Below are 25,829 nucleotides of genomic sequence, written 5' to 3'. Positions count from 1 at the left end.
CACCACTTAGCTAAAGCTTGAAGTGGGAGAATTCTCTCAAATTAAGTTAAAATTTTTTCTATAAGATTATACAATGCTTTATTATTTTCTAAATTTTTTATAAGGTCATCAAATAATGTATTATGTTCAGTTAAAAGCATTTTAATTGCTTTATGAATATCATTTACTCTCCACTCTCTTTTTTGTCCTAATAATATTTTTTCATCTATTATTTGACATACTCTACTTACTAAGAAAGGATACCCACTTGTAAATTTATATATCTCTTTGCTAATTTTTTCAGTATCTATTAGCAAATTATTATCTTTATTATACTCATCTAACATTGTCTGTATTTCATTTGAATCAAAACTCATATTTAAATCGAAATCAACAGCAATATTCCATGGTGAATTATACCTTGTATCTGTATTATCATTAAATTTAAGTTTTAAATTCTTAATATCATACACACCTGCAAGTATTACAGATTTAAATGTTGTACAAAGCTCTGCTTCTCTATCAAGATATAATGACCTTAGAATACCTAAAAAATTCACAAAAAGCTGATTATTAGATATTCTATCAACTTCATCTATCATTAAAACAATTTCTCTATCCTTTGTTATATCAGATATTAAATATGCTAAATTATTTAAAGTATCAACATTTTTAAGTTCTTCACCTAAAACTCTTGATAAACTCTCAACGAATGAATTACAAAAAACTTTACTTGATATAAAATCTTCACTCATTCTTTCAAAATCTAATTTAATGATTGTATAATTACTTTTAAGTCTTTTATATAATTCATTTAAAGTTGTTGTTTTTCCAAATTGTCTTGGTCTATTTATAACAAAATAAGATTCCTCTTCTATAAGTTTTTCTATATTGTCGAGTTTGTTAGATATATCTACCATATAATGTTTTTTAGGTACACATAATCCTGTTGTATTAAATTTTTTCATACTATCAACTCCAATATTGCTCCTTCCATTTAGGAAGTTTATATCTTTTTATTATATCATATTTCTATATTTTCAAATATATAGCCCCCTAAGTTTAAAACCTAAGGAGCCATAATTTAATATTCAATAAAAAATTACATAACTATTTCTCATTCCCTATCTTGAATCTATCATTCTAAAGACAAAACTATTATAAAATAAAAAATCTATTCTACATTTTGCAAAGATAGTTTACAATGATAGGTATATAACTTAATACAAGTTAAACAAAAGACAAGGAGTTTATAATGAAGAAACTTACGATTTTAAAAATATATGTAGTAGCACTTCTAATTATTGCTACCTTTATTCCATTTGGAAAGGCTAATATAATAATCCCAATAGCCTCGCTACTTTTAATCCCAACTCTTGCCTGTGAGGATTATCAGTCTGATAAAATTAAAAATATATCAAAACTATTTGCTACATTTCTAATTTTATCATTATTAGCTTCAATTATAGGGCTAAATTTATATGTAGGAGTTCTTGTAACATTTGTAGTAGCTTTTGTTATTTACTATTTCTATACATATGATAATAAAAAGTCGAGGGCTACTTATTACATGCTTTATTATATATTAATTTTATCTATTCCTATTGATAAACATGAAATAATCCTTAGATTCTCTGCTTGTATTTATGGTGGGATTATAGTAATTCTTTTATACTATATACTAAGTAAAATTGATTTTTTAAAACTTACTGACTCTACTGTTGAAACTGCTTATGATAATCTTAGTAGAGCTATACTTTTAAAAATACAGGGTGATAACTACTCTACTTATCTTTTAAATGCTTTATCACAAAGTATTTCTGTTGATAATATTCTAGTTAGAAAAATTTATAGTATGCCTAAAAATACAGATGCGCTTATAAAAAAAGAGCTAACACTTGACCTTATGAAGTCTCTTGGAAGTATTATAAATAAAACAGAAGACCCAAATCTTTTAAGAGATATTTCAAGACTTCTTAATTGGATTATAAAACTTTATCAAGAGAAAATTGATATAACTGAGTTTAAGAAAAGTTTATCTACACATATATATTTATCTTCAGGATATGAAAATGAGTTAGTACAAAAGCATATATCAGCATTTTTAGAGCTTTATCAAAATGAAGTTTTAACAGCTAATGAAAAACATTCAAAACGTTATGTTAAAAAGGTTTTAAAAAAATATAACTCAATATTTAATCTTGGATTAGACTTTAAAGTAGATATGGCTTCTCTTAGATTTAATATTGCTATAAAAGGTACCCTTCTTATAACAATTGCAACTTTTGTAGTTTATTATTTTAATATTTCAAATGGTAGATGGATTTTATATACTATAATTGCAACATACATTCCTTTTACAGGTACAGGTATGAAAAAAATTAGAGCTAAAATTCTAGGTACAGTTTTAGGCTTTATCCTTTTAAACTTAGTTCTAGTATTTGTAGATTCTAAGCTTATATTATTAGGACTTATTCTTGCAAGTGGATATCTTGCAATCTATTTAACTTCTTATAGTAACCAAGCTATATTTGTAACTTTTTGTGTTGTTGCATCAGATTCTCTTTTCATTAAGGGTCATACTGGTACACTTATAGTAGATAAATTAGTCTTTATACTAATTGGTGGTCTACTTAGTTATATAGTAACTAAGTATGTTTATCCTATAAAAGTAAAGGAGCAAGTAAGAAATATTTATAAATCATATGTAAAACTTAATGAGGAAATTCTAAAAAATGTACGTGAACAATCACTAGAAGAATTATTCAATGAAATGCAAAATGGTAAGAAAGTTCAAACTAAAATGTCTTACACAGAAATTCTTATAGTTTATAGAATTCTTGTAATGAAAAGTAGATTTTTAAGTAATGCTCTTAGGTCAAAATATGCTCAAAGATTTGATATGAAAGAAGCTCTAATAGTTAGTGATTATAAGCATATAGCTAGAATAGAAGAGGATGATTCTTTCAAACTTCAAACTTATATATTACCAACTTACAATAAAACTTCACTTGTTGAAGAAATAAATGAATTTAAGAAACCACTTACTAAAAAGAAGAAATCACCTAAAACTAATGGGGGAAATTAGAATGTTTTCAGCTGACAAAATATCAAAATTAAATGAACTTGAGTTAAATGTATATAAATATGTTGTAGAGAATAAAAATAGTGTTATCTATATGAGAATAAGGGACCTTGCAAATGAGTCTCATGTTTCTACAACTACTATACTTCGCTTTTGCAAAAAGTTTGAGTGTAATGGATTTTCAGAATTTAAAATCAAACTTAAAATGATGCTCTCTGATAATAAAGAGATTATTTTAAAAGATGATAAAAGTGCTTTATTAGAATTTTTTGAAAGAACTACTTCTAATGAATTTACCGAGGATATAAAAGAAATCGCTACTTTAATTAATGAAAATAGAAATATTTTTTGGATTGGCTTTGGAAATTCCGGTTCTCTTGCTACTTATGCTGCAAGGTATCTTGGTAATATGGGTAAGTTTGCACTTGCAATCTCTGATTCTTTTTATCCTACAGAAAAAATACTTGGTGATGATAGCATTGCCCTTATTTTATCTGTTGAAGGAGAGAGTCCACAAATTATTGAATGTGCAAGTAGAGCTAAAAGAAATGGTGGCATAGTTGTTTCTATTACAAATAGTAAAAATTGCACTCTTGCAAAACTATCTGATAAAAATATAAGCTACTATGCACCATCTAAAAAGAATGGTCATCATCAGCTTACAACTCAAGTTCCAGTCATTTATATTATAGAAAAAATAGCTAGTGAATTATCTATAATACTCAGTTAAATTAAAATGTACCAAGTAAAACATCTTGTTTTTTACTTGGTACATTTTTTTTCTTATAAAACGATTTATTTTAGTTCACTACTCTCTTCTTCTGCCTCTCCTAAGATGCTACTATGTAGTTAATGAATAACTTTGAGGGGGAAATTACTATGATATATAAAGAACTAGATAAATTTAATGAGAACTTTCTTTGGGGTAGTGCTTCTGCTGCCTATCAAATTGAGGGTGCAAGTGATTTAGATGGCAAGGGCTTATCTATTTGGGATGAATATGTAAAAATACCTAATACAACTTATAAGAATACTACTGGAAAAGTTGCTGTAGATCACTATAACAGATTTAAAGAAGATGTAGCACTTATGAAAGAAATGGGACTTAAAGCTTATAGATTCTCTGTTTCATGGGCAAGAATTTTCCCAAATGGAAAAGGTGAAATTAATCAAAAAGGTTTAGAATTTTATAATAACTTAATTGATGAGTTAGTTCAAAATGATATAGAGCCTGTTCTAACTATTTATCACTGGGACCTTCCACAATCACTACAAGATTTATATGGTGGTTGGGAGTCTAGAGAAATCATAAATGACTTTGATAATTATTGCAGAACTTTATATACAAGCTTTGGTGATAGAGTTAAGTACTGGGTTACTTTAAATGAACAAAATATCTTTATAGGACTTGGCTATGAACTTGGAATTCATCCACCTGCTGTAAAAGATACAAAAAGAATGCTTGAAGCTAACCATATTGCAAATCTTGCAAATGCAAAGGCTATAAAATCTTTTAAGGAACTTGTACCACAAGGTATGATAGGTCCAAGCTTTGCTTATACACCATCATATGCTAGCACTTGTAAACCTGAAGATGTTTTAGCTATGGAGAATGCTAGTGAAATTAATTCTTATTGGTGGCTTGATGTATATCTTAAAGGTAGCTACCCAACTTTAGCTTTTAGATTTATGGAAAAAATGGGACTAGAACCAACTATTGAGGCTGGTGATTTAGAACTTTTAAAAGAAGGTAAACCTGACTTTATAGGAGTTAACTATTATAAAACAGATACAGTAGAAAGTAATCCTCTGGGTGGAGTTACAAGAACAGGAGAAATGAATCAAAGTGGTAAAAAAGGAACTTCAAAATCTCAAGGAATCCCTGGTGCATATAAAACTACTAAGAATGAACACTTAGAAACAACTGATTGGGATTGGGAAATTGACCCACAAGGACTTAGACTTGCACTTAGAAAAATTACTAGTAGATATGATAACATTCCTATTTTAATAACAGAAAATGGACTTGGTGCATTTGATACCCTAGAAAATGAAGAAGTTCATGATGAATATAGAATCGCATTTTTAAAAAGCCATATTCTTGCCTGTAAAGAGGCTGTTACTGATGGTGTAAATCTTCTTGGCTACTGCACATGGTCATTCACAGATTTACTTAGCTGGCTTAATGGTTACCAAAAAAGATACGGTTTTATCTATGTAGATAGAGATATAGATGATAATAGTAGTCTAAAAAGATATAAAAAAGATAGCTTTGATTGGTACAAAAAAGTTATAGACAGTAACGGTGAAAATCTTTAATAAAATTAATAAAGCCACTTGTTAAATGAATTTTTAACAAATGGCTTTTATTTTATCTTAATGTGTCTCACTGCTTGTCTTACTATTTTCATCTTCTATAAACTCGTGAAAAGTATCTCCCCATTCACAAATAGAATTTACAACTGGCTCTAGTAATTTACCAATTTCACTTAATTGATATTCAACCTTAGGTGGTACAACAGAATATACCTCTCTAGTAATTACGCTATCTTCTTCAAGTTCTCTAAGCTGTCTAATTAACATACGCTGATTAGCATCTGGAAGTCTTCTTTGCATCTGACTAAGCCTTAATGGAGATTCATGAAGTAGACACCATATAATAGCTATCTTCCATCTTCCTCCTATAACTGATAAAGCTAAGTCTTTACCATTGTAATAAGATCTTTCTTTATAATAAATTGTCATAGCTTCTCTCTTTCATATTAGTATTTTATACATAGTGACAAAAAGGTCAGTATTGTATAAAACATTATACTATATTATTATAATAATATACACAATGTATTAACATTGTATTAATACATTTAAATTAGAGATACTAAATAGTATATAAGGCTGATTTAGTCAGTAAAATTATATACTATAAATTATATGAAAGAAGGGATTAATTTGAAAAGCAGAGCAGCGGTAGCTTTTAAAGCAGGAGAACCACTTAAAATCGTAGAAATAGATGTCCAAGATCCAAAAGCAAATGAGGTATTAGTTAAAATTCTTTATACTTCAGTTTGTCACACAGATGCATTCACATTATCAGGTCAAGACCCTGAGGGAATATTCCCATCAGTTTTAGGCCATGAAGGTGCTGGAGTTGTAGTTTCAATTGGTGAGGGAGTTACTTCAGTTAAACCTGGAGACCATGTTATTCCATTATACACAGCTGAATGTGGAAAATGTAAATTCTGTTTATCAGGAAAAACAAACTTATGTAGTTCTGTTAGAGAAACTCAAGGAAAAGGTTTAATGCCTGATGGAACAACTAGATTCTCTTATAATGGAGAGCCATTATATCACTATATGGGAACAAGTACTTTTAGTGAATATACAGTAGTAGCTGAGGTTTCACTTGCTAAGATACAACCTGATGCTCCTCTTGATAAAGTTTGTCTTTTAGGATGTGGAGTTACTACAGGTCTTGGAGCTGTTAAAAACACAGCTAAAGTTGAAGAAGGTGCTACAGCAGCAGTATTTGGTCTTGGAGCTATAGGACTTGCAGCAATTCAAGGACTTAAAAAAGCAAATGCTAGTAGAATAATAGCAATAGATTTAAATGAAGATAAATTTGAGCTTGCAAAAAAAATGGGAGCAACAGATTTTATAAATCCATCTAAATTTGATAAGCCAATCCAAGAAGTTATTGTTGAATTAACTGATGGTGGAGTAGATTATAGCTTTGAATGTATCGGAAACGTTGAAGTTATGAAATCAGCTCTTGAGTGTTGTCATAAAGGTTGGGGAGAAAGTATCATCATAGGTGTTGCTGGTGCTGGAAAAGAAATCCACACAAGACCATTCCAACTTGTAACAGGTAGAGTTTGGAGAGGTTCTGCTTTTGGTGGAGTTAAAGGAAGAACAGAATTACCAGAAATGGTTCTTGATTTTATGAATGGAAAAATTGATTTAGATTCATTCATCACACACCACTTAAACTTCACAGATATAAACGAAGCATTTGATTTACTTCACAAAGGTGAGTCAATACGTACAATCTTAACATTTGGTGATTCAAATGATGAAGCTTAAAATACTTGAACAACACCGCTCTTTTAGTGGTACTCAATATAAATATAGTCATTACTCAGAAGTTTTAAAATGTGATATGACATTTAGTATTTATCTACCATCTAATACAGAAAATAATGAGATACCACTTATTTGGTGGTTATCTGGATTAACTTGTACAGATGATGTTTTTGTTCAAAAAAGTGGATTCCAAAGACTTGCACAAAAAAATCAAGTAGCAGTAATTATGCCAGATACTTCACCTCGTGGTGAGTCTGTTGCAAATGATGCTGCTTGGGACCTTGGTCAAGGTGCTGGTTTTTATCTAAACGCAACACAAGAACCTTGGGCAAATAATTATAAGATGTATACTTATATCACAGAAGAATTAACAGAGATTGCAAAAACTTTAGTTCCTAATTTTTCTGGTAATGAGAGTATAATGGGCCACTCAATGGGTGGTCATGGTGCTTTAGTTATTGGTATGAAAAATAGTGAAAGATTTAAAGCTATTTCTGCTTTTGCACCTATTTTAAGTCCTAGCAATGTTCCTTGGGGAATAAAAGCTTTTAAAACTTACTTAGGTGAAGATAAAAATACTTGGAAAGAATGGGATGCCTCAGAACTTATTAAAGAAACAAACATTCCACCTATCCTAATAAATCAAGGTACTAACGATAATTTCTATGATGAACATCTAAATGAAAATATCTTCTTAGATAATGCTACGCAAAATAATAAAGTAGTAAATTATAAAAAAGTTGAAGGTTATGACCATAGCTACTTCTTTATATCTACTTTCCTAGAAGAACATTTTGATTTCCATATGGAATATCTTAAATAATTATATACAAAAAGACGATACCTTTAAACTTTGGTATCGTCTTTTGCTATTTAAATTTTTTCTACTGTATTTAGAAAGTCTTTAAATTCATTTAATTTACTATCTTCAATATTAGCTTTTTCAGTAAATGTTATAGTTATAAAATTACCTTTTGCTTTAAAACAAACTTGATGAACTTCAAATATCAATTCTTTATCATAGATGTCTGTAATTTCATAATTAGTGGCAAAACTTTCTATTCCATTTATGCTTTGCTTTAAAAATTCTATATTATTTCCATACCTTTTATGAACTACACCTTCAACTAATTTTTGATATGACTCTAAAGTTATAACTGGTGGATTTTCTGCAACAATACTTATATTAGTTTCATTTTCTTTATCAAGTTGCCACATAGCTATAAGTCTACTTCCTATATCCTCACCAGTTATTACTTTTATAGATTCTCTAGACATCTGTGTCCATTCCTCTTTTGCTTCTATATTATAGTCATGATAATATAGTGGACTCTCACTATAATCTTTGACTTCTTCTTCATGATACTTACTAGCAAACTCCTCTGCTTTAACAGTTAGCCCCTCAAACCTCAAATTTGAACTTACTAAAACTCCTATTATTAAACTAAAAACCCCACCAAATATTATAAACTTTTTCACCATATATCTTATCCCCTATATTTCTTTTAAACTTTCAATAACTTTCTCAAATTCTTTGAAATTACTTTCCTTGTCTGCTGGCTCTGTGTACATTATTAGTACAAAATCTTTTTCTGATTTTATTACAATTTGTGTTATATTTACACCTATATTTTTATACCGAACTTCTAAAGCTTCAACATCTCCATATTTTTTTTCATTAATTATTGGTTCTATTCCTTCTTGGGAACCTAAAATAAGTTCTACTCCTACTCTATAATCTGCAAGCGAAGCATCTGGGGCTGTATTATCTGTAGCTATTGCAAAATTAGCTCCAGTTAATTCATCCACAATCCATAAACCAATTAAATTTGCCCTTGTAGCATTTCCACCCATGGCCTCAATCATATCATCTGATAATAATTCCCACTTTGATGGAATTTCTATATCAAGCCCAAATTCTTCTAAATGTTTTTTATCACTACTTGCTTTCTCTTCTTCTTCCTCCAACTTATTTTTCGCTGTTTCTTTCGCTATTTCTTTCTCTGTTTCTTTCTCACCTTTTTTCTTAGCATCATCTTTTTCTGATTCTTCAACCTCTATATTATCAGAAGCCTCAGCTTTTGATGATATATCATCCTTTTTATCCCCACCACAAGCTATAAATGATGATGTAATTGCTAAAACACATATTAATCCTATAAGTTTTTTTTTCATATTTCCCCCTATGAATAAACAAATTTTCATAACTAATTTTACCATATTTTACCATATTATTCTTTAAATAAACATAATTTTATGGGATTTGTAATTTTTGATTATATTTATTTTTAGACTTTATTCTTTTATTTACTATTTTAAATATATATAAAAGGTACAAATTATTGATTCACTGTAAAAATTAATGTTTACTAAATAAATATTAATTTCTTTGTTTTTATTTATGTTATATTCTATTTGAAAATATTTTTTATCCTAGAGATACAATAATATACTATGGAGGTATCTAAAATTGAATTTGTCAAAAACAAAAAACTCTTATACACTTACCACTTATTCATGCTTTGTCGGAATTTTTGTACAAGCTATAATTGCAAATATAACAGCTATTCTATTTATTCCTTTAATGAGTTTATATAACCTCTCATACAAGCATCTTGGAATTCTTGTAGCTATAAATTTTTCCTCTCAAATTTTATCAGATATTATATTTGGTAAAAAAATTGATAAACTTGGTTATAAAAAACTTGTTATACCCGCAACACTTATATCTTTTGCAGGGCTTTTGCTATTTGCAGCAACACCTATACTTTTTAAAGAAAATATTTTTATAGGTTTAATAATCTCTACAATTATATTTTCTAGTGCTGCTGGACTTTTAGAAATTTTACTTAGCCCAATTGTTGATTCAATTTCAAAAGAAAATTCTGTTGGTAATACTGCTATGACTCTTATGCATTCTTTTTATGCATGGGGACAAGTTGTAACAATTATTATTACAACACTATTTTTATTTATTTTTGGATATGATAACTGGCAATACATTATTTTATTTTGGAGTATAGTTCCTATAATAAATTTCTTTATGTTTAAAAATGCACCTTTTCCTGATACATCTGGAGAAGATAACCACTCAACAAATAAACTATTATTTGAAAATAAACTATTTATTCTTTGTCTTTTAGCTATTTTATTTGGTGGTGCATCTGAGGTTATAATGAATCAATGGACTTCTACCTTTCTTGAAAAATCTTTAAATATACCTAAAGTTTCTGGTGACCTTATAGGAATGTGTGGATTTGCTATTATGCTTGGTATAGGAAGGCTTTTACATGGCGCCTTAGGTGAGAAATTTAATATAAAAACTTTACTTATAAAAGGTTCTTTCTTTGCATTTATAAGTTATCTTATAGTCGCTTTAAGTAGTACTAATATAATAAATTTAGTTGCTTGTATTATAACCGGATTTTTTGTTAGTTTACTTTGGCCAGGAACTCTTATTATTGCCTCAGAAAGCTTTCCCAAAGCCGGTGCTTGGATATTTGCAATGCTAGCAGTTGCTGGTGACATTGGTGCTGCTACTGGTCCTTTTCTTACTGGAATTGTTATTGATTATAATTTATTAGAGATTGTAAGTTTTGGAAATATTATTGCTACAGAAGAGTTATCACTTAGATTTGGTATATTATTAGCATCAATTTTCCCACTTTTATGTTGTCTATGTCACTATAAAATAAATAAACTTTCAAAAAAGGATAAGCATTAAATTTATGATGCTTATCCTTTAAACTCTATTTATTCTTTAAATTCACTTTTCTTCTATCTATTTTAATCTCTAATTCATCTTCAATTTGCTTTAACATTTGCAAATCTTTAGGGTCTGTAAACATACATGTATACCCTTCATCACCAGCTCTACCTGTTCTACCAATTCTATGAACATAACTCTCAACAGTTTCTGGAATATCATAATTATATATATGCCCAACACCTGTAACATCAATTCCTCTTGATGCAATATCTGTTGCAATAAGATACTGAATATTACACCTTTTAAATTGCTTCATAATCTTTTCTCTATTTTCTTGTGATACTCCACTATGTAATTTTTTACAAGGTATTTTCCTCTTAGAAAAACCTGTTGTAAGCTCATCTACTCTTCTTTTAGTTCTACAGAATATTATAGCCATAAATGGATTATCTTCCTCTAAAACTTTGCAAAGTGCATCCTGCTTTAATCTATCTTCAGTTTGTACAACTTCTTGTTTAATCTTATCAACTACTAGAGTTTCTTCTTCTACTTTTACTGAAATAGGGTCTTTCATATATCTATAAGCAAGTTTTTTAACTGCTGAATCCATAGTTGCAGAAAAACATAAAGTCTGTGCCATTCTTGGAACTTCCTTCATAATCTCAATCATTTCATCTCTAAAGCCCATAAGAAGCATTTGATCTGCTTCATCCATTATAACTGTCTTAACCTTACTTAAATCTATGCTTTTCCTCTCTAGAAGGTCTAAAAGTCTACCTGGAGTTGCAACTATCATATGAGTTGGATGTCTTTTTATCTTTGTGATTTGAGCAGAAACTGTATTTCCACCATAAACTGCAATAACTCTTTTATAAGTAGTTTTAGTTAGATTTTTTGCCTCATCAGCTATCTGAATAGCAAGTTCTCTAGTTGGTGCAAGGATAAGTACCTGTATATCGTCATTATCTAAATCTATCTTTTGTACTGTAGGCAGAAGAAAAGCTAAACTTTTTCCTGTTCCTGTTTTTGCCTCACCAATTAAATCTGCTCCATTTAAAATATGTGGTATGCTATCTTCTTGTATTTTAGTAGGAACTTTAATTCCACTCTTTAATAATCTTTTTGTTAGTCTTTCATTTATGCCAAGTTCTAAAAAATCCACTCTTATCATCCTTTTCTTTTATATTCTATATTTTAATATATTTATTATATCATAGCCTAAATGTTCCTTATATAATAATAAAAGTCCATACTTAGAATTTTTATTATTCTACCTAAGTACAGACTCTTATTTCAAACTATTTTATTTTTAATTTTCATTTATATTGCATTATAAATTTCTAAAACTTTTTCTTTATTTTCAAGGTCAAATACATAACCATCTATAAATAAATACCCTGATTTATAAAAATCAAATGCTCTAATTATTCCATCATTTAATTCAATTTCTATTGCCTTAAACTCACTTGCATTTTCCCCATAAAGTGAATCCATAAATTCTTTATCATCTAACATGTTTTTTGCTATTTTAAGTTCACTTATAAGACTGTTAATTTCATTTGCAATATCTTTTTCTATATACTCACCCATACCATTATTTTCGCTAGTTTTAACCGCTTTTATATTTCCTTCTATTTTCATTTTTGAAACTAAATCATTTCCTGTTTTTATTGCATTATCATCATAATAACTATAAATATCTATTATAGTATCTGTCTCAGTTTTTAAAACTCCAAGAAGTACTGATTTATCCTCATAACCTTTCACTGTATATATTTCAACATCCTTTGCATGACTTGAAAACTCTTCATCCATTTTCCCTAAAATTGTTGTCCCAAGTTTTTCACCTTTGATACTATCAATATTTTTAGCATTTATATTATGAAATACATATCTATAATCTTTACCATCATATCTAAGGTAACTCATCATACTAGTTTCACCTGTATTCCCCCCACTCATATCTCCACCCATTGGTGCCTTCTCCTCTTTTATTTCCTCATTACTACTTGCTATATCTCCACCTATTTTACCCTTTGATGTATCTTGAGATATAAAATATCCCCCTACAACTATTGCCATAGCTGCTGCAACTCCTATAATAGCCTTAAAATTCTTATTATTTCTTTTCACCTTAAAATCACCCTTTTTCATATTCTTAGCTAATTCTTCTTTAAAAGAATCATCTAGATTTATTTTTTCATTATCTTTTTTATACTTATCAGAAAACATCAAAATCCTCCTCTTTTATATTATCTCTTAAAATATTTCTAGCCCTATTAAGCTGTGACCTTATCGTCCCCTCTTTTACCTCTAGAATATCTGCTATCTCCTGAGTTTTAAACCCCTCATAATAAAAAAGATGGATAACTGTTCTATATTTTCTCGGAAGGTCTAAAACATACTTATAGACTTCACTATCTTCTTTAATGTGCGTAACTAAATTGTCCTCTAGTGGAGCTGTTTTCCTAAACCATGCAGATGTTAAAAGATTTTTGCTTGAATTTATAGTAACTCTTATAAGCCAAGATTTTAAATGCTCATCACTCTCAAAATTTTTCTTATAACTCATGAGTTTTATAAAAACATCCTGGGTTATATCCTGTGCATCATGCAAATTTTTAGTCCTTGAAAATGCAAGCCTATAAACCATATTAGAAAACTCATCTAAAATCTCATCTACCTGTATAGTTTTTTCTTTAACATTTAGCATTGTCCCCCTCCCTTCACTATTAATACAAATCAAAAGGGTTAATTGTTGCATTAATTTTATATTGATTTTTTTTATTGATTTTTATAAAGATAAAAGGATAAAAGTTCAAAACTCTTATCCTTTTACTGCATATATTTATTTTAAGTTTTCACTTAATCTATATCTAAACCAAAACTTTATTTCGACCTTCTCTTTTAGCTTTATATAATAATATATCAGCCTCTTTTATCATAAATTCAATACTAGTTTTACCTCTAATTTTATCCCATTCTGCAATTCCTGCACTAAATGATACACTCGCATTATTATCAAAAACCATACCACTAATATCCTCTCTAATCTGATCAAGCATAACTCTAGCTTCTTCTCTTCCCTTATCTACAAAAGCTATTGTAAACTCTTCACCACCGAATCTAGTAATTATAGCATTCTCACCAAGGCTATCCTTGATATATTTAGCTACTTCCTTTAAAATAAAATCTCCAAATATATGACCATACGTATCATTTATATTTTTAAAATGATCTATATCAATAACTGCAATAGAAAGTTTAGTACCTTTTTTCATCTCATGCACTATTAACTTTTCTCCATAAGATCTAGTATTTAAACCTGTTAAATAATCTGTATTTGCTATTGCTTCTAATTTCTTTTCGCTTTCTCTTTTTATCTTTATAAGCTTATCCATTCTTGTAATCAATGTACCAAGTATAATAATTACTATTATAGCAATCATTGCACCACGCTTAGTTTGTTTAGATTTTGCCTCTAAAAGTAATATAGAACTTTCATTAAGTTCATCATTAATACTAATAACCTGTGATAGGAAATCATTAACCGGTGATTCTTCATCAATTTTTTTTGTTAATTCATAAAACGCTTCATAATATAAATGCATCCCCTCATTGTTAAGTCCATTCTCTTCTACACATTTTATTAATGCATTAAGTGTATCCTCTAGCCCATAATAATTCTCTGCCTCACTATGTAATTTCAAAGTTTTTTTATAATAGTCTATAGCAAGCTTAGCATTTCCTATTTCTTCATAATAAGAAGCATAATTTTCATAAGTTACAACAAGACCATAATTATCCTGTATTTTTTTATGGTATTCTTCTGATTTTTCAAGTTGTTTTAATCCCTCATCAAATTCACCAAGTTTTATATTTGCATATGCTATATTACTTAGTACAGAAGCGGCTGTATCTGTACCATTTATTTTATCTTTCTTTAAAATTATATCGTAACACTCTTGTGCATACTTTTTAACTAAATCAAAATCTTCTTTTTTCTCTGCATACATCATTTTACTTGAGGCTATTCTATCACCTTTTGCAAGTTCTAACTCTTGTGTCATCTCTATATTATTTAATTTTTCATAATATATTTGGGCTTTATCTAAGATTTCAAAATGTGAATATATATACAAGAAAATAGAATATATAAGTGCTTCTGTATCTAGAACTTGTTCCTGTGTTAATAACTCTTCCTCGCTTGTATTAACTAACTCTAGTAGCTCACTTGCCACTCTAAAACTTTCAGGATAGTTTCCCGATCTTAGCATTACCCAAGCTATGTATTTTTTATCTGCTATAATATAATATTCTCCACCATCAACTATCTTATAGTTTTCTTCTGCAACTTTAATATATTTAACTATATTCTCGGGTTCACCTTTTATCGCATAAAATTGGATTAATGCACTTGCATAAAGACCTCTTTTAAAAGAATCTTTTTCATTTTCTAATAATGTTTTATATTTTTTTTCATTGTTATCCATATCTTTATATACAGAATTACACTCTTTGTTTATGAGTTCTAAATTTTTTTCAAGCATTTCTATGTCTAAATTTTTTCTAAAAAAAATAGGTACTACTACCATACTAATAGATAATATAATTAATCCTAGTGCTATTATTATTTTTTTCTTATCCCTTAAATTGACCATTTCCTGTCCCCTTACACCATATAATCCTACAACTATCAAAAAAAGTTACCTTTATTTTAAAGGTAACTAAATAACACTTCCTGCTTTTATTATGTATTATAAAATCTTCTCAAAAGATTTTAGCAACTGGCTAACATAGGTTTTATCCCTTAGTCCCTTTAGCTTTGCGTCTTTAGATTTCTCTAATTTTGCAGTTATTAAGTTACTTTAATAATAACATATTTTCCCTTTCATAATCTGTAAACTTATGATTAATATTTTGTCTATTTTTGAAATTTATGGTATATAAGATTCTCTTTATAGCTCTATACATTAGTCTTTTATTTTAATATTTTATTTCGCCCTTCTCTTTTAGCCCTATAAAGGATTTTATCAGCTTGATTTATAACCTCACTTAAAGTAGTATCTTTCCATAGCTTAATTCCTCCACTAAAAGATACCTGAACATCTGATTCAAAAACTGTAGAATTTAATATAAATGTTAACCAATAGTTATTTTTTTTAATTATAACTTAACTACATATCAATTGTTACTTTTTACATTACTTGGTAAACTATAAATATCAAAAATTTTTATTATTAATTAAATAAGGGGACTAAAAATGAAAATTAATGAAATTATTAAAGAAAAAAGAACTGCTAAAGGACTTACTCAAGAAGAAATTGCTACTTATCTTGGTGTTTCAACACCAGCAGTTAACAAATGGGAAAAGGGAGTTTCATATCCTGATATTACTATTCTTCCAGCACTTGCAAGACTTTTAAAAGTTGATTTAAATACACTACTTTCATTTAATGATAATTTATCTGACCAAGAAATAGGACATTTTTCAAATGAATTAGCAAATATAATGACTACTAAATCTTTCGATATAGCATTCAAATTAGGTCTTGATAAAATATATGAATATCCCACTTGTGATAAACTAATTTTAACAACTGCTATAATGCTTGATGGCGGGTTATCTATGTATGGATCAAATAACAAAAAATATTATAAAGATGAAATAGAAAAGTTATATATAAGAATAACTAATTCTGAAAATTTAAGTATTAAAAATTCTGCTATATCTATGCTTGTTACTAAATTTTTAGAAAGAAAAGAATTTGAAAAGGCTCAAGAGTATATAGATAGTTTAGAAGATGTTACTTGTGATAAGAAAAAACTACAAGGCTCTCTTTATCTTCAATCAGGTGAATTTAATAAAGCATCTGAAGTTTTTGAACATAAATTACTCGCAGCAACAACTGAGTTAAACTCAATACTATTATTTATGATGGAAATTGCAATAAAAGAAAAACTTGATGATGATTTAGAGTATTTTGCTAAAATTCTAGAAGAACATACTAAGCTATATGATTTATGGGAATATAACTCCCATCTAGCTTCATTCCAAATTTATTCTACTAAAAAAGATGTTAAAAACACTCTAAAAACTTTAGATAAAATGATTGATTCTATGAGCAAAAAGTGGAAGTTATCTGAATCAAGATTATATAAACATATAAAGAAAAAAGATAATGAAGAAATGTTTGATAAAAATTTAATTGCTGTAATTATACGAAATTTAAAAGATGATGAAACTGGTCAATTAGCCTTCCTAAAAGGTAATGAAGATTTTTATAATTTACTAGATAAAAAACTTAAAAATCTATAAAAAAGTCATGTTAGATTCTTTCTAACATGACAATAACTTCAGTGCTTTGAAGTATATTTTTTTATTAAAACTTAATTTATTTATAACTCTAAATTCTTAAAAACTTTACTTAAGTCTATTTCTAAATTTTCCATAGTGCTACTCTTATAAATATCATCTTCTCTATAAGACTTTTCTTAACTATTTTTTAATATCATTTTTTTATTTTTCCATCAAAATTGTTATCGCTCTCTTTAACCTAGTATTCTCTGCTATAAGCTCTTCTTTTGTAAGATTACTTTCTTCCTTATCCTCTGTGCTTTTCTTTAAACTATCCTTTGTTATAATCTTATTTTTCAAATAATCTGTTACAGTTAAAGCTATCATAATTCCTTCTAAAGACGCTGTGCTCCCTATAACTAATCCTCTAGTGAACTGACTAACGGGGTATATAGTTACAAAAAGCACTGCTAAAACACAGACTACCGAAATTATTAGTATTGATGATTCTTTTAATCTCTTTAACACGTTTAAACTTCCTCCTTAGTTTTCTACATTATATCTTTTGTATCTTTTCAACTTATATCTATTTTAAAATTCTTCATCCATAGTCCCTGTATTAGTCCAGTAACTTCTGCACTACTTATTTTGAAGTATTTTAACCACAGACCTCTGCTTGAAAACCTAAAATGTTTTATTATATATATTATAACATTTTATAACTTTACTTAAACGCACTCTTGTAATTCTCTTCCTAATAACTCTTATTATTTTATAATCTACTGAAAAAAATGCTTCTAAATAAATTATTTATCTAGAAGCATTACTCTTTTTATTAAATTTTAACCTACCAAATGAACTATTTTATATATTCACTCTCTACTTCTTCACGTTCATCAAGTGGTATATAATTACTATCAACTACCATAAATGCTTTTAGCGCACAATTCCTTTCCCAGAATCATCAAGATTTAATAATGCTTCAGGGTAAGGTTCAAGTAACGTTTGGTTTAATAAATATTCATCATTAAATCTTATTGCATAACTTTTCAAAAGTATTACTAAAGTCTTTTTTGCTTGTTTTCCATCTTTATACTCATCAAGAGTCTCTTTAAAAAATATTTTTTCATTTTCATTTAAATTTTTTGAAAGATATCCATAAGCTTTTTCAAATATATAGATACATCTTTTGAATTTTTGATTTTTCTTTAACATAAGATTTAATAACTCATTATATTTATCTAGTAAATCTTCAAAAGTATATGAATCTTGTTTAGCAATTAAAGTACCAAGTTTTAAAGTTATATCTTGAGAATATGTCTTAAACAATAATTTATTTTTAGTATGAAATTTTAATAATTCTACAATTTCACCAGAGGTTTTAACAAGATCAAAATCTGCTAATATAAATATCTTATTTAAAAAATTATCTCGAAGATCAAAATTTAGTAATCTTCCATCATCTTCTATAACTGCACAAGGAAATTTTTCACAAATTGCTTTTGCAAATAACCCCTTTCCTTTTATACTATTACATCCCTTTTCTTCACTTGAATAAATCTTCACATCATATAAACCACAAGAAGGAGATTTAGACTTTAACAATACTCCATTAATATTTTCTTGAATAAGTTTATTTATCTTTGACTCTATAAAGTTTTCCATCTTTTGAGTAAGATCTTCCTTAGTTTTTGGATTTATAAGCGAAGAGCTATAAGAATCTCCGACCACTCTTATGCTTTCTCTAGGTGTTTGAAGACCAATCCCAACTTCTGGGCATATTGATATGATATCAATATAAGGAGTTAAGTCTTTTAATAATTTACAAGGTGAGTCTTGTCCATTATATCGGCATTTTTCATTATTTAAACAGCTACTAACTAATAATTTAGGCTTTGCCCAAATTTTACGCATTTAAATCACCACCATATTATTTATTATTATAACCTCAACTATTAATATCTATAAACCAGCTAGGTGCTTCTCTTTTTTTCCATTTTGCAATATTTCCTTTTTCAAAAATATAATAATTTCTATATGCCTCAATAAACTCATTCTTTTCACGTAAATATTTATCTGGCATACATTGCGGAGGATTTGTAAACCCCAAATTTGGCATAGGTGGATTTTCTAAACTATTTAAAACTGCCTGTGTCTTATGTGTTTTTTCATATCTATAAGTATATTCATTACAAAGTGCAATTCCTAGCTTTTTTACCCATATCCAATTTTCAAGACTTTCAGCTACCCACTTTACAATTGGATGATTTTTATGTGTTAATTTATACCCTTGCTCAATTCCATAAACTCGACTTACTGTTGATAATATCTGTGCTGTTTCTAAAATCATTTTAACAACATGTTTATCACAATGAGATTTTGCTATCAACTCAACAGATTCTATATCTTCTAAAAAAAAATATTCAAATCACTCACCTCCATTTCATATTGTTTCTTTAATTAGTATTGTGATTAAAAGAGAAAATTATGCATAGTAATTTCAAGTATGTAAATCCAAAATATATTTAGCATAATTAATTTTTGTAATTTAAAACTTGTAAAATTCATATACTAATAAAAAGGGAGGATTTATATGAGAAAATATTTAATACCAATTGCAAGTCTATTAGGCTTTATTTTTCTTTTAATATCATCATTCTTATTCAATACTAATACATTTAATCCTAATGATATAAATGTTATTTTTAGTCCAGCAAATTATGCATTTAGTATCTGGGGGATTATTTATATATTAATTGGAATCTTTGTTTTAAAAGGTTTTCTTTGTAAAAATGATGAATGTACTATGTATAAAAAAATATTGAAATTTTTTATTCCTTGCATGATTTTTACTGGGCTTACTATTCTTGTTCCAATAAAAGTATCACCACTATTTATAATCATAGCACTTATAAACTCTTACTTATGTTATTTAACTATAGATAAAAGTAATGTTTCTAAAATTTTCAGATTACCCTTTTCCTTTTTAATGACTTGGCTTTTAGTTGCTACAATTCTTGATATACAATTAGTTTTAAAAATATTTAATAAATTTAATTTTACAGAATCTCAAGAAATAAATATTGTAATCGGAATATTATTATTACTTTCCATTACCGTTATGATATTTAGTATTATTAAAAATGATTTAGGGGTTATTTTAGTTACTCTGTGGGCAATTATAGCAATAGGAGTTAATAAATTTACTCTTTTACCTATTTTAATTCTAACTAGTGGGTTAAGTTTACTTCTAATATTATTTTTAATATTTAATTCAATACGTATATTTTTAAAGAAAAATAAGAGATATTAGAATAAATTTATTCTAATATCTCTATTTAAATTAAGTTCTTCTAATGATGTATCTCTAAATAATTTTTCTATAAAAAAAAGCACTATGCATACTTCTATTTTAGCATTTGTTTGCTTTTATTTTTAATCTCCCCCTCCATCACAATTTGATCCTCCACACTCACAATCTCCACCAAAATCAGAATCACACTCATCATCAAAAGATGTGTTAAAACCATTTCCTATATAACTCGAATCATAATTTCCTACACTATAAATTGTGTTCTTTTCTGACATACTTTCTACTACTCCACTCTTTTTCACCAAAAAGTTGGCCATAATAAATTCATAGCTTCCTCTATCATAAGTAACCTATGTGTAGCATCCTGATTTAAAATTATTTATATATGCATCAAGACAAGCTTTCCCCTTTTTAGTAAGTCTACTATTTCCTGTTATTGAATCTTTTAATATAAATCCTAATGAAACTGGAGATAAAATCATTAGTGCTATCATGCTTAGAAATGATCCACCTGGTACTATGAATATAATTCCGATAATTGCTCCAATTAGAATTTTTTCTAATGTTGCCTTATATGCCACTCGTCTTTCTTTTATCTTATCTTTATCTATAATAAATCCTCTAAATACTAAATCATCATTTACCCTATCATAATAATATCTTAAATCTTTCTCATTAATTTCAGTATCAATATTAACTTTACTCATATATCTTGGATTTTTAAATGCTTCAAAAACTTTTCTTTCTACATTTAAAAGCGTACTAGTATCAATCTCCTCCACAGCTATAAATTTCTCTAATCCCTCTTTTATAAGGTAATTTATTGAAATTTAAAACAAAAAAGACCCTTACAAATTCATCTACATTTGTAAGGGTCTTATTATAATCTTTTACCATATTAATTATTATTGTATTTTGTATGATTGCTTTATCTTAGTTATACAGATTATTTTTTCATTATCTCATCTAGTGTGTGCCATGCAAGTACTGCACATTTAACTCTAGCTGGCATATTTGAAATATTCTGAAGTACCATAGCATCCTCAAGTTCTTCTAGTTCATCTTCATCTTTAACTTCTCTTTTAATCATTCCAATAAACTTATTTATAAGCTCTTTTGCTTCTTCTTTTGATTTTCCTTTTACAAGATCAATCATCATTGAAGTAGATGCCTGTGATATAGCACATCCATGTCCTTTGAAAGCTAAATCTGAAATTTTATCTCCGTCATATTTAACTTGGATTTCTATTTCATCCCCGCAACTTGGATTATGACCTCTCTCGCAAGCATCACATCCTAGTATTTCTCGTCTGTTTCTTTTTGACATGTTGTGTTCCATGATAATTTCTGTGTAAACTTCACTTAAATCCATACTCATCTTTATTACATCCACCTTTTAAACATATTATATATTTTCTCTAATCCTTCTATAAGCTTATCTATATCCTCTTTTCTATTGTAGAAGTATAAACTAGCTCTTGTTGTTGAATTAACATCATAGAATCTCATAAGAGGTTGTGCACAGTGATTTCCTGCTCTGACTGCTACTCCATGACTATCAAGAATGCTTGATACATCATGTGGGTGAACCCCTTCCATTTCAAATGAAATTACGCCTTCTTTCTTGTCTGCATCAGCTGTTCCATATATCTTAATATAAGGTAAATCCTTAAATCTTTCAAGTGCGTATGCTGTAAGCTCTTTTTCCATAGCTTCAACATTCTCCATTCCTATCTCTTCAAGGTAGTCTATTGCAGCTCCAAGACCTGCTGCTGCACCAACATTTTGTGTCCCACCTTCAAACTTATAAGGAAGCTGTGCAAATGTTGCACTATCTTCATAAACATACTCAACCATATCTCCACCAAACATATATGGAGGCATAGCATCAAGAAGTTCTTTCTTACCATATAAAACACCAATTCCCATAGGTCCTAGCATTTTATGTCCTGAGAAGACTAAGAAATCTGCATCAAGTTTTTGTACATCTACTTTTCTATGTGGAACCATTTGTGCTCCATCTATTATAACTTTTGCTCCTTTTTCATGAGCAATCTTTATTATCTTTTCAATAGGATTTTTAATTCCTAATACATTTGAAACTCCTGTAACACTTACAAGTTTAGTTTTATCTGTAATCTTTGAATTAATTTCCTCATCTGTAAGTTCACCATTTTCATCTACATATAAGTATTTTAAAATAGCTTTTTTAGCTCTTGCTACATTTTGCCATGGTATAAGGTTTGAATGATGTTCTGCTATTGAAATAACAATCTCATCACCTTCGTTAATGAAGTTCATTCCATAACTCATAGCTAAAAGGTTAAATGCTTCAGTAGAGTTTTTTGTAAAGATTATTTCCTCTACTTTTTCAGCTCCAATAAAGGCTCTAACCTTTTCTCTAGCACCCTCATAAACATTAGTGGCAATTACACTTAGTGCATATGCTCCTCTATGTGGGTTAGCATTTTCTTCTTTATAATATTTTTCTATAGCCTCTATAACTGATAAAGGTTTTTGAGTTGTAGCTCCGCTGTCTAAATATATTACTCTTTTGCCATCTTTCTCTGCTAAAGTAGGGAAATCTTTATAAAATTCTCTATTTTTCATTTATGCAAGTCTCTGCTACTTAAAATATAGACAAAAGTGTCTATATCAAGAATTTTACTGCTTCTTAGTCCCTTGTTTCGCATACACTACTCCAATTTGATATAGAACTCCACAGTCTTTAGATCCCGACTAGCCATCGGTACTTAAGTAGCTTACCCCTTTCTTTATTTTTTTATTCTTTTGGCTAGTTCTGTTACACACTTTCTTGATTTGAAAGTATATTTAGATACTTTTGCACCTATTTATCTATAAATTTGCTAACTATTTATACGCTCCTTTATATATCCTAAAATTTCATTTTGAATTTCTTCATCTTTAATCTCATCTACAATTGGGTTAAAGGCTGCATTTATTATAAGAAGTCTAGCATCATCATAAGAAATACCTCTACTCATAAGGTAGAATAATTTATTTTCATCTATGCTTCCTGATGCCGCTGCGTGCTCTCCTGAAACATCATCTTCATCACAAAGAAGAAGTGGTACAGACCTTGATCTAGCTTTATCAGATAAAAGCATACAGAATTCTTCTTCTGCACCTTTACTTCCTTTAGCACCTCTTTTAAAATCAAGAGTTCCTTTAAAGTTTTTAACTGCTTTATCTCTTAGTGCACCTTTAATATCCATGTTACAATCTGACTTTTTACCTTTAATAGTCATAACATAGTTAAGGTCTATTTTCTCATCATCAGTTCCTATATAAACTGATAATAAATCACCCTTAGATTTTTCACCAAGAAGTATTCCTTCATAGTTTGATATTGCACTTTTTCCACCAAGTTCGATAGCGATAAAATCTACCTTAGCATTATCTTTAACTTCTGACATATTTGAATCAAAAGTTCTAACATTTTTACCAAGTAAATTCACCTTTGTAACTCTAATATTTGCATTTTCCTCTGCAAATATTCTACAAATTCCATTGTGGTATCCCTCAAGGCTATCCACTGAGATATACTTAACAATTATATTTGCTTTTGAGTTTTTTCCTGCAACAACAACTATATTATCTACAAGTGTTTTATTATTTTCATCCATTTTGAATTCTAAAATAATATTTTCTTCAACAACTGTATTATCTGCAAGTGTAACTAAAACTCCATTTGTGAAGTTCTCATTAGCTTCTTTCATAAGCTGTTCCCCAACACCATATCTCAGTGCTACAGACAGTTTTGCATCTGATTTATCTAAAGCCTTGATTTCAAGACCTTTAACTTCATTTGATTTTATATTTAAAGTTTCAAATTTTTCAATTTGAACATCATTCATCTCAATTGTAATATCATTAACTTTTTGTTTTTTACCTGTTCTTACAGGTATTTTATTTAATTCATTAAATTTCATTATCCTATACTCCCTTCAAGCTCAAGAGTAATTAAATTATTCATCTCAACTGCATACTCAAGTGGTAACTCTTTTGATATAGGTTCAACAAACCCTCTAACTATCATAGCTTTCGCTTCTTCCTCACTAATTCCTCTACTCATAAGATAGAAGATAGCATCATCACTTATTTTACCTATTTTAGCTTCGTGACTCATTTCTACATCATCAGTTGCAATATCAATAGTTGGTATTGTATCTGATTTTGATATTTCATCAAGCATTAATGATTCACATGAAACTGTAGATTTTGAACCTGTAGCATTAGCATTGACTTGTACAAGCCCTCTATATGTTGCAGTCCCACCATCTTTAGAAATTGATTTTGAATTTATTGTTGAAGATGTATTTTTAGCAGCATGGATAATCTTAGCACCTGTGTCTAAATCTTGTCCTGCCCCTGCAAATGAAACTCCTGTAAACTCAGCTTTAGCATTTTCCCCTCTAAGTACACTTGTTGGGTATAGCATTGAAACTCTTGAACCAAATGATCCTGAAACCCATTCAATTTTTCCATTTTTATCTACTACAGCTCTCTTTGTATTAAGGTTCATCATATTTTTTGACCAGTTCTCTATTGTTGAATATCTAAGAGTTGCATCCTCTTTAACAAATAACTCAACACATCCTGCATGGAGATTAGTTAAATTGTATTTAGGTGCAGAACATCCTTCGATAAAATGAAGACTAGCTCCTTTTTCTACAATTATAAGAGTATGTTCAAATTGACCAGCTCCTGGTGAGTTTAATCTAAAATATGACTGAAGTGGAATATCTACATGCACATTTTCAGGTACATAAACAAATGACCCACCTGACCAAACAGCTCCATGTAATGCAGCAAATTTATGGTCATTAACTGGTACACATTTCATAAAGTACTCTTTAACTAAATCTTCATACTCATTTAAAGCAGTTTCCATATCTGTATATATAACACCTTGTTCTACAAGTTCTGCTTTAATACTATGATAAACAACCTCTGAATCATACTGTGCTCCAACTCCTGCAAGAGATTCTTTCTCAGCTTCTGGAATACCTAAAAGGTCAAAAGTTTTTCTAATATCTTCTGGTACTTCATCCCAATTTTCTGCAAGCTTACCTTTTGGTTTAACATAAGCAACAATATCATCCATATTTAATTCACTAAGATCTGGTCCCCAAGTTGGTAAATCTATTTCATGATAAGTTTCAAGAGCTTTTAATCTAAAATCTCTCATCCACTGTGGTTCATTTTTTTCTTCTGATATAGTGTCTACAACTTCTTTTGTAAGACCTTTATCTGTTTTATATTCAAATTCATCTTTATTTTTAACATCGTAAATTCCTCTGTCCATGTCAGAAATTTCAGATTTTTTTCTTTTATCTTCCAT

Annotated in this window: 26 protein-coding genes and 1 riboswitch; of the genes, 8 read left to right on the top strand and 18 right to left on the bottom strand. The window is 28.6% G+C overall.

Annotated features, from left to right (window positions below; all coding sequences use genetic code 11):
* Positions 1 to 41: 41 nt before the first annotated feature.
* Positions 42 to 947, bottom strand: coding sequence for an AAA family ATPase (locus tag Q0V24_RS10885; protein WP_297521380.1), 906 nt, complete (start codon positions 945 to 947; stop codon positions 42 to 44).
* 287 nt (positions 948 to 1,234) lie between these two features.
* On the opposite strand from Q0V24_RS10885, the gene Q0V24_RS10880 reads away from it, so the two are divergent.
* The 3 genes from Q0V24_RS10880 to Q0V24_RS10870 all read left to right on the top strand — a co-directional run bounded on the left by Q0V24_RS10880 (position 1,235) and on the right by Q0V24_RS10870 (position 5,383).
* Positions 1,235 to 3,067, top strand: coding sequence for an FUSC family protein (locus tag Q0V24_RS10880; protein ID WP_297521378.1), 1,833 nt, complete (start codon positions 1,235 to 1,237; stop codon positions 3,065 to 3,067).
* 1 nt (position 3,068) lies between these two features.
* The gene (locus tag Q0V24_RS10875) at positions 3,069 to 3,794 is read left to right on the top strand and encodes a MurR/RpiR family transcriptional regulator (protein ID WP_297521376.1); all 726 of its coding nucleotides are present in this window, start codon (positions 3,069 to 3,071) and stop codon (positions 3,792 to 3,794) included.
* A 149-nt stretch (positions 3,795 to 3,943) separates the two neighbouring features.
* Complete coding sequence (locus tag Q0V24_RS10870) at positions 3,944 to 5,383, top strand: glycoside hydrolase family 1 protein (protein WP_297521374.1); 1,440 nt, start codon at positions 3,944 to 3,946, stop codon at positions 5,381 to 5,383.
* A gap of 57 nt (positions 5,384 to 5,440) precedes the next feature.
* Here Q0V24_RS10870 and Q0V24_RS10865 read toward each other — a convergent pair whose 3' ends face one another.
* Positions 5,441 to 5,809, bottom strand: a complete 369-nt coding sequence (locus Q0V24_RS10865; protein ID WP_297521372.1) for a helix-turn-helix domain-containing protein — start codon at positions 5,807 to 5,809, stop codon at positions 5,441 to 5,443.
* Positions 5,810 to 6,013: 204 nt separating this feature from the next.
* Here Q0V24_RS10865 and Q0V24_RS10860 point away from each other — a divergent pair, with 204 nt between their 5' ends.
* Both Q0V24_RS10860 and fghA read left to right on the top strand, forming a co-directional pair.
* Positions 6,014 to 7,144, top strand: a complete 1,131-nt coding sequence (locus Q0V24_RS10860) for an S-(hydroxymethyl)glutathione dehydrogenase/class III alcohol dehydrogenase (protein WP_297521384.1) — start codon at positions 6,014 to 6,016, stop codon at positions 7,142 to 7,144.
* Complete coding sequence (fghA, locus tag Q0V24_RS10855) at positions 7,131 to 7,967, top strand: S-formylglutathione hydrolase (RefSeq protein ID WP_297521370.1); 837 nt, start codon at positions 7,131 to 7,133, stop codon at positions 7,965 to 7,967. The genes Q0V24_RS10860 and fghA overlap by 14 nt, the downstream gene beginning before the upstream one ends.
* A 50-nt stretch (positions 7,968 to 8,017) precedes the next feature.
* Here the strand turns inward: fghA and Q0V24_RS10850 are convergent, their stop codons facing one another.
* Together Q0V24_RS10850 and Q0V24_RS10845 are read right to left on the bottom strand one after the other, a co-directional pair.
* A complete protein-coding gene (locus Q0V24_RS10850; protein WP_297521368.1) occupies positions 8,018 to 8,626 on the bottom strand; it encodes a hypothetical protein in 609 nt (202 codons plus the stop codon).
* A 12-nt stretch (positions 8,627 to 8,638) separates the two neighbouring features.
* A complete protein-coding gene (locus Q0V24_RS10845) occupies positions 8,639 to 9,319 on the bottom strand; it encodes a hypothetical protein (RefSeq protein ID WP_297521366.1) in 681 nt (226 codons plus the stop codon).
* A 295-nt stretch (positions 9,320 to 9,614) separates the two neighbouring features.
* Between Q0V24_RS10845 and Q0V24_RS10840 the strand changes: the two genes are divergently transcribed.
* Entirely contained in the window at positions 9,615 to 10,868 is a 1,254-nt protein-coding gene (locus Q0V24_RS10840; protein ID WP_297521365.1) for a sugar MFS transporter, read from the top strand.
* 25 nt (positions 10,869 to 10,893) lie between these two features.
* Here the strand turns inward: Q0V24_RS10840 and Q0V24_RS10835 are convergent, their stop codons facing one another.
* The 5 genes from Q0V24_RS10835 to Q0V24_RS17105 form a co-directional block, all read right to left on the bottom strand.
* Positions 10,894 to 12,015 (bottom strand): DEAD/DEAH box helicase, encoded by a 1,122-nt coding sequence (locus Q0V24_RS10835; protein WP_297521363.1) that lies wholly within the window; start codon positions 12,013 to 12,015, stop codon positions 10,894 to 10,896.
* A gap of 158 nt (positions 12,016 to 12,173) precedes the next feature.
* Positions 12,174 to 13,085, bottom strand: coding sequence for a hypothetical protein (locus Q0V24_RS10830; protein ID WP_297521361.1), 912 nt, complete (start codon positions 13,083 to 13,085; stop codon positions 12,174 to 12,176).
* Positions 13,075 to 13,566, bottom strand: coding sequence for a sigma-70 family RNA polymerase sigma factor (locus Q0V24_RS10825; protein ID WP_297521359.1), 492 nt, complete (start codon positions 13,564 to 13,566; stop codon positions 13,075 to 13,077). The genes Q0V24_RS10830 and Q0V24_RS10825 overlap by 11 nt, the downstream gene beginning before the upstream one ends.
* 163 nt (positions 13,567 to 13,729) lie before the next feature.
* Complete coding sequence (locus Q0V24_RS10820; protein WP_297521357.1) at positions 13,730 to 15,514, bottom strand: tetratricopeptide repeat-containing diguanylate cyclase; 1,785 nt, start codon at positions 15,512 to 15,514, stop codon at positions 13,730 to 13,732.
* A gap of 118 nt (positions 15,515 to 15,632) precedes the next feature.
* Positions 15,633 to 15,717: riboswitch (cyclic di-GMP riboswitch) on the bottom strand.
* A 117-nt stretch (positions 15,718 to 15,834) separates the two neighbouring features.
* Positions 15,835 to 15,990 (bottom strand): diguanylate cyclase, encoded by a 156-nt coding sequence (locus tag Q0V24_RS17105; RefSeq protein ID WP_366938304.1) that lies wholly within the window; start codon positions 15,988 to 15,990, stop codon positions 15,835 to 15,837.
* A 126-nt stretch (positions 15,991 to 16,116) separates the two neighbouring features.
* On the opposite strand from Q0V24_RS17105, the gene Q0V24_RS10815 reads away from it, so the two are divergent.
* Positions 16,117 to 17,172 (top strand): helix-turn-helix domain-containing protein, encoded by a 1,056-nt coding sequence (locus tag Q0V24_RS10815; RefSeq protein WP_297521355.1) that lies wholly within the window; start codon positions 16,117 to 16,119, stop codon positions 17,170 to 17,172.
* A 201-nt stretch (positions 17,173 to 17,373) separates the two neighbouring features.
* Here Q0V24_RS10815 and Q0V24_RS10810 read toward each other — a convergent pair whose 3' ends face one another.
* From Q0V24_RS10810 to Q0V24_RS10800, 3 genes are all read right to left on the bottom strand, one after another.
* Positions 17,374 to 17,679, bottom strand: a complete 306-nt coding sequence (locus tag Q0V24_RS10810) for a hypothetical protein (RefSeq protein WP_297521353.1) — start codon at positions 17,677 to 17,679, stop codon at positions 17,374 to 17,376.
* Positions 17,680 to 18,087: 408 nt separating this feature from the next.
* Positions 18,088 to 19,065, bottom strand: a complete 978-nt coding sequence (locus Q0V24_RS10805) for a DUF523 and DUF1722 domain-containing protein (RefSeq protein ID WP_297521351.1) — start codon at positions 19,063 to 19,065, stop codon at positions 18,088 to 18,090.
* A 34-nt stretch (positions 19,066 to 19,099) separates the two neighbouring features.
* Positions 19,100 to 19,540 carry a pyrimidine dimer DNA glycosylase/endonuclease V gene (locus Q0V24_RS10800; RefSeq protein ID WP_297521349.1) on the bottom strand — a complete coding sequence of 147 codons (441 nt, stop codon included), beginning with the start codon at positions 19,538 to 19,540 and terminating at the stop codon, positions 19,100 to 19,102.
* Between the two features lie 204 nt (positions 19,541 to 19,744).
* Between Q0V24_RS10800 and Q0V24_RS10795 the strand changes: the two genes are divergently transcribed.
* The gene (locus tag Q0V24_RS10795; protein ID WP_297521347.1) at positions 19,745 to 20,464 is read left to right on the top strand and encodes a hypothetical protein; all 720 of its coding nucleotides are present in this window, start codon (positions 19,745 to 19,747) and stop codon (positions 20,462 to 20,464) included.
* Between the two features lie 122 nt (positions 20,465 to 20,586).
* Here Q0V24_RS10795 and Q0V24_RS10790 read toward each other — a convergent pair whose 3' ends face one another.
* The 6 genes from Q0V24_RS10790 to sufB form a co-directional block, all read right to left on the bottom strand.
* The gene (locus Q0V24_RS10790) at positions 20,587 to 20,766 is read right to left on the bottom strand and encodes a hypothetical protein (protein WP_297521345.1); all 180 of its coding nucleotides are present in this window, start codon (positions 20,764 to 20,766) and stop codon (positions 20,587 to 20,589) included.
* A 48-nt stretch (positions 20,767 to 20,814) separates the two neighbouring features.
* Positions 20,815 to 21,246 carry a hypothetical protein gene (locus Q0V24_RS10785; protein ID WP_297521343.1) on the bottom strand — a complete coding sequence of 144 codons (432 nt, stop codon included), beginning with the start codon at positions 21,244 to 21,246 and terminating at the stop codon, positions 20,815 to 20,817.
* Positions 21,247 to 21,410: 164 nt separating this feature from the next.
* Positions 21,411 to 21,836 carry a Fe-S cluster assembly sulfur transfer protein SufU gene (gene sufU / locus Q0V24_RS10780; RefSeq protein ID WP_297521382.1) on the bottom strand — a complete coding sequence of 142 codons (426 nt, stop codon included), beginning with the start codon at positions 21,834 to 21,836 and terminating at the stop codon, positions 21,411 to 21,413.
* A gap of 11 nt (positions 21,837 to 21,847) precedes the next feature.
* Positions 21,848 to 23,074, bottom strand: a complete 1,227-nt coding sequence (locus Q0V24_RS10775; RefSeq protein ID WP_297521341.1) for a cysteine desulfurase — start codon at positions 23,072 to 23,074, stop codon at positions 21,848 to 21,850.
* Between the two features lie 257 nt (positions 23,075 to 23,331).
* Positions 23,332 to 24,417, bottom strand: coding sequence for a Fe-S cluster assembly protein SufD (gene sufD / locus Q0V24_RS10770; RefSeq protein ID WP_297521339.1), 1,086 nt, complete (start codon positions 24,415 to 24,417; stop codon positions 23,332 to 23,334).
* Entirely contained in the window at positions 24,417 to 25,829 is a 1,413-nt protein-coding gene (gene sufB / locus Q0V24_RS10765; RefSeq protein WP_297521337.1) for a Fe-S cluster assembly protein SufB, read from the bottom strand. The genes sufD and sufB overlap by 1 nt, the downstream gene beginning before the upstream one ends.

Origin of the sequence: uncultured Clostridium sp., assembly GCF_947039605.1 — a bacterium.
In the GTDB taxonomy this organism is placed as follows: domain Bacteria; phylum Bacillota; class Clostridia; order Clostridiales; family Clostridiaceae; genus Sarcina.
The sequence above is the reverse complement of the archived record's forward strand: the minus strand, read 5'-3'. Positions and strand labels throughout refer to the sequence as shown.

Coding starts and splice junctions, on each gene's coding strand:
- Q0V24_RS10825 (WP_297521359.1), bottom strand. CDS start 13,566: ATGCTAAATGTTAAAGAAAAAACTATACAGGTAGATGAGATTTTAGAT.
- fghA (WP_297521370.1), top strand. CDS start 7,131: ATGATGAAGCTTAAAATACTTGAACAACACCGCTCTTTTAGTGGTACT.
- Q0V24_RS10865 (WP_297521372.1), bottom strand. CDS start 5,809: ATGACAATTTATTATAAAGAAAGATCTTATTACAATGGTAAAGACTTA.
- sufD (WP_297521339.1), bottom strand. CDS start 24,417: ATGAAATTTAATGAATTAAATAAAATACCTGTAAGAACAGGTAAAAAA.
- Q0V24_RS10775 (WP_297521341.1), bottom strand. CDS start 23,074: ATGAAAAATAGAGAATTTTATAAAGATTTCCCTACTTTAGCAGAGAAA.
- Q0V24_RS10885 (WP_297521380.1), bottom strand. CDS start 947: ATGAAAAAATTTAATACAACAGGATTATGTGTACCTAAAAAACATTAT.
- Q0V24_RS10820 (WP_297521357.1), bottom strand. CDS start 15,514: ATGGTCAATTTAAGGGATAAGAAAAAAATAATAATAGCACTAGGATTA.
- Q0V24_RS10845 (WP_297521366.1), bottom strand. CDS start 9,319: ATGAAAAAAAAACTTATAGGATTAATATGTGTTTTAGCAATTACATCA.
- Q0V24_RS10880 (WP_297521378.1), top strand. CDS start 1,235: ATGAAGAAACTTACGATTTTAAAAATATATGTAGTAGCACTTCTAATT.
- Q0V24_RS10815 (WP_297521355.1), top strand. CDS start 16,117: ATGAAAATTAATGAAATTATTAAAGAAAAAAGAACTGCTAAAGGACTT.
- Q0V24_RS10805 (WP_297521351.1), bottom strand. CDS start 19,065: ATGCGTAAAATTTGGGCAAAGCCTAAATTATTAGTTAGTAGCTGTTTA.
- Q0V24_RS10870 (WP_297521374.1), top strand. CDS start 3,944: ATGATATATAAAGAACTAGATAAATTTAATGAGAACTTTCTTTGGGGT.
- sufB (WP_297521337.1), bottom strand. CDS start 25,829: ATGGAAGATAAAAGAAAAAAATCTGAAATTTCTGACATGGACAGAGGA.
- Q0V24_RS10850 (WP_297521368.1), bottom strand. CDS start 8,626: ATGGTGAAAAAGTTTATAATATTTGGTGGGGTTTTTAGTTTAATAATA.
- Q0V24_RS10830 (WP_297521361.1), bottom strand. CDS start 13,085: ATGTTTTCTGATAAGTATAAAAAAGATAATGAAAAAATAAATCTAGAT.
- Q0V24_RS10795 (WP_297521347.1), top strand. CDS start 19,745: ATGAGAAAATATTTAATACCAATTGCAAGTCTATTAGGCTTTATTTTT.
- sufU (WP_297521382.1), bottom strand. CDS start 21,836: ATGGATTTAAGTGAAGTTTACACAGAAATTATCATGGAACACAACATG.
- Q0V24_RS10875 (WP_297521376.1), top strand. CDS start 3,069: ATGTTTTCAGCTGACAAAATATCAAAATTAAATGAACTTGAGTTAAAT.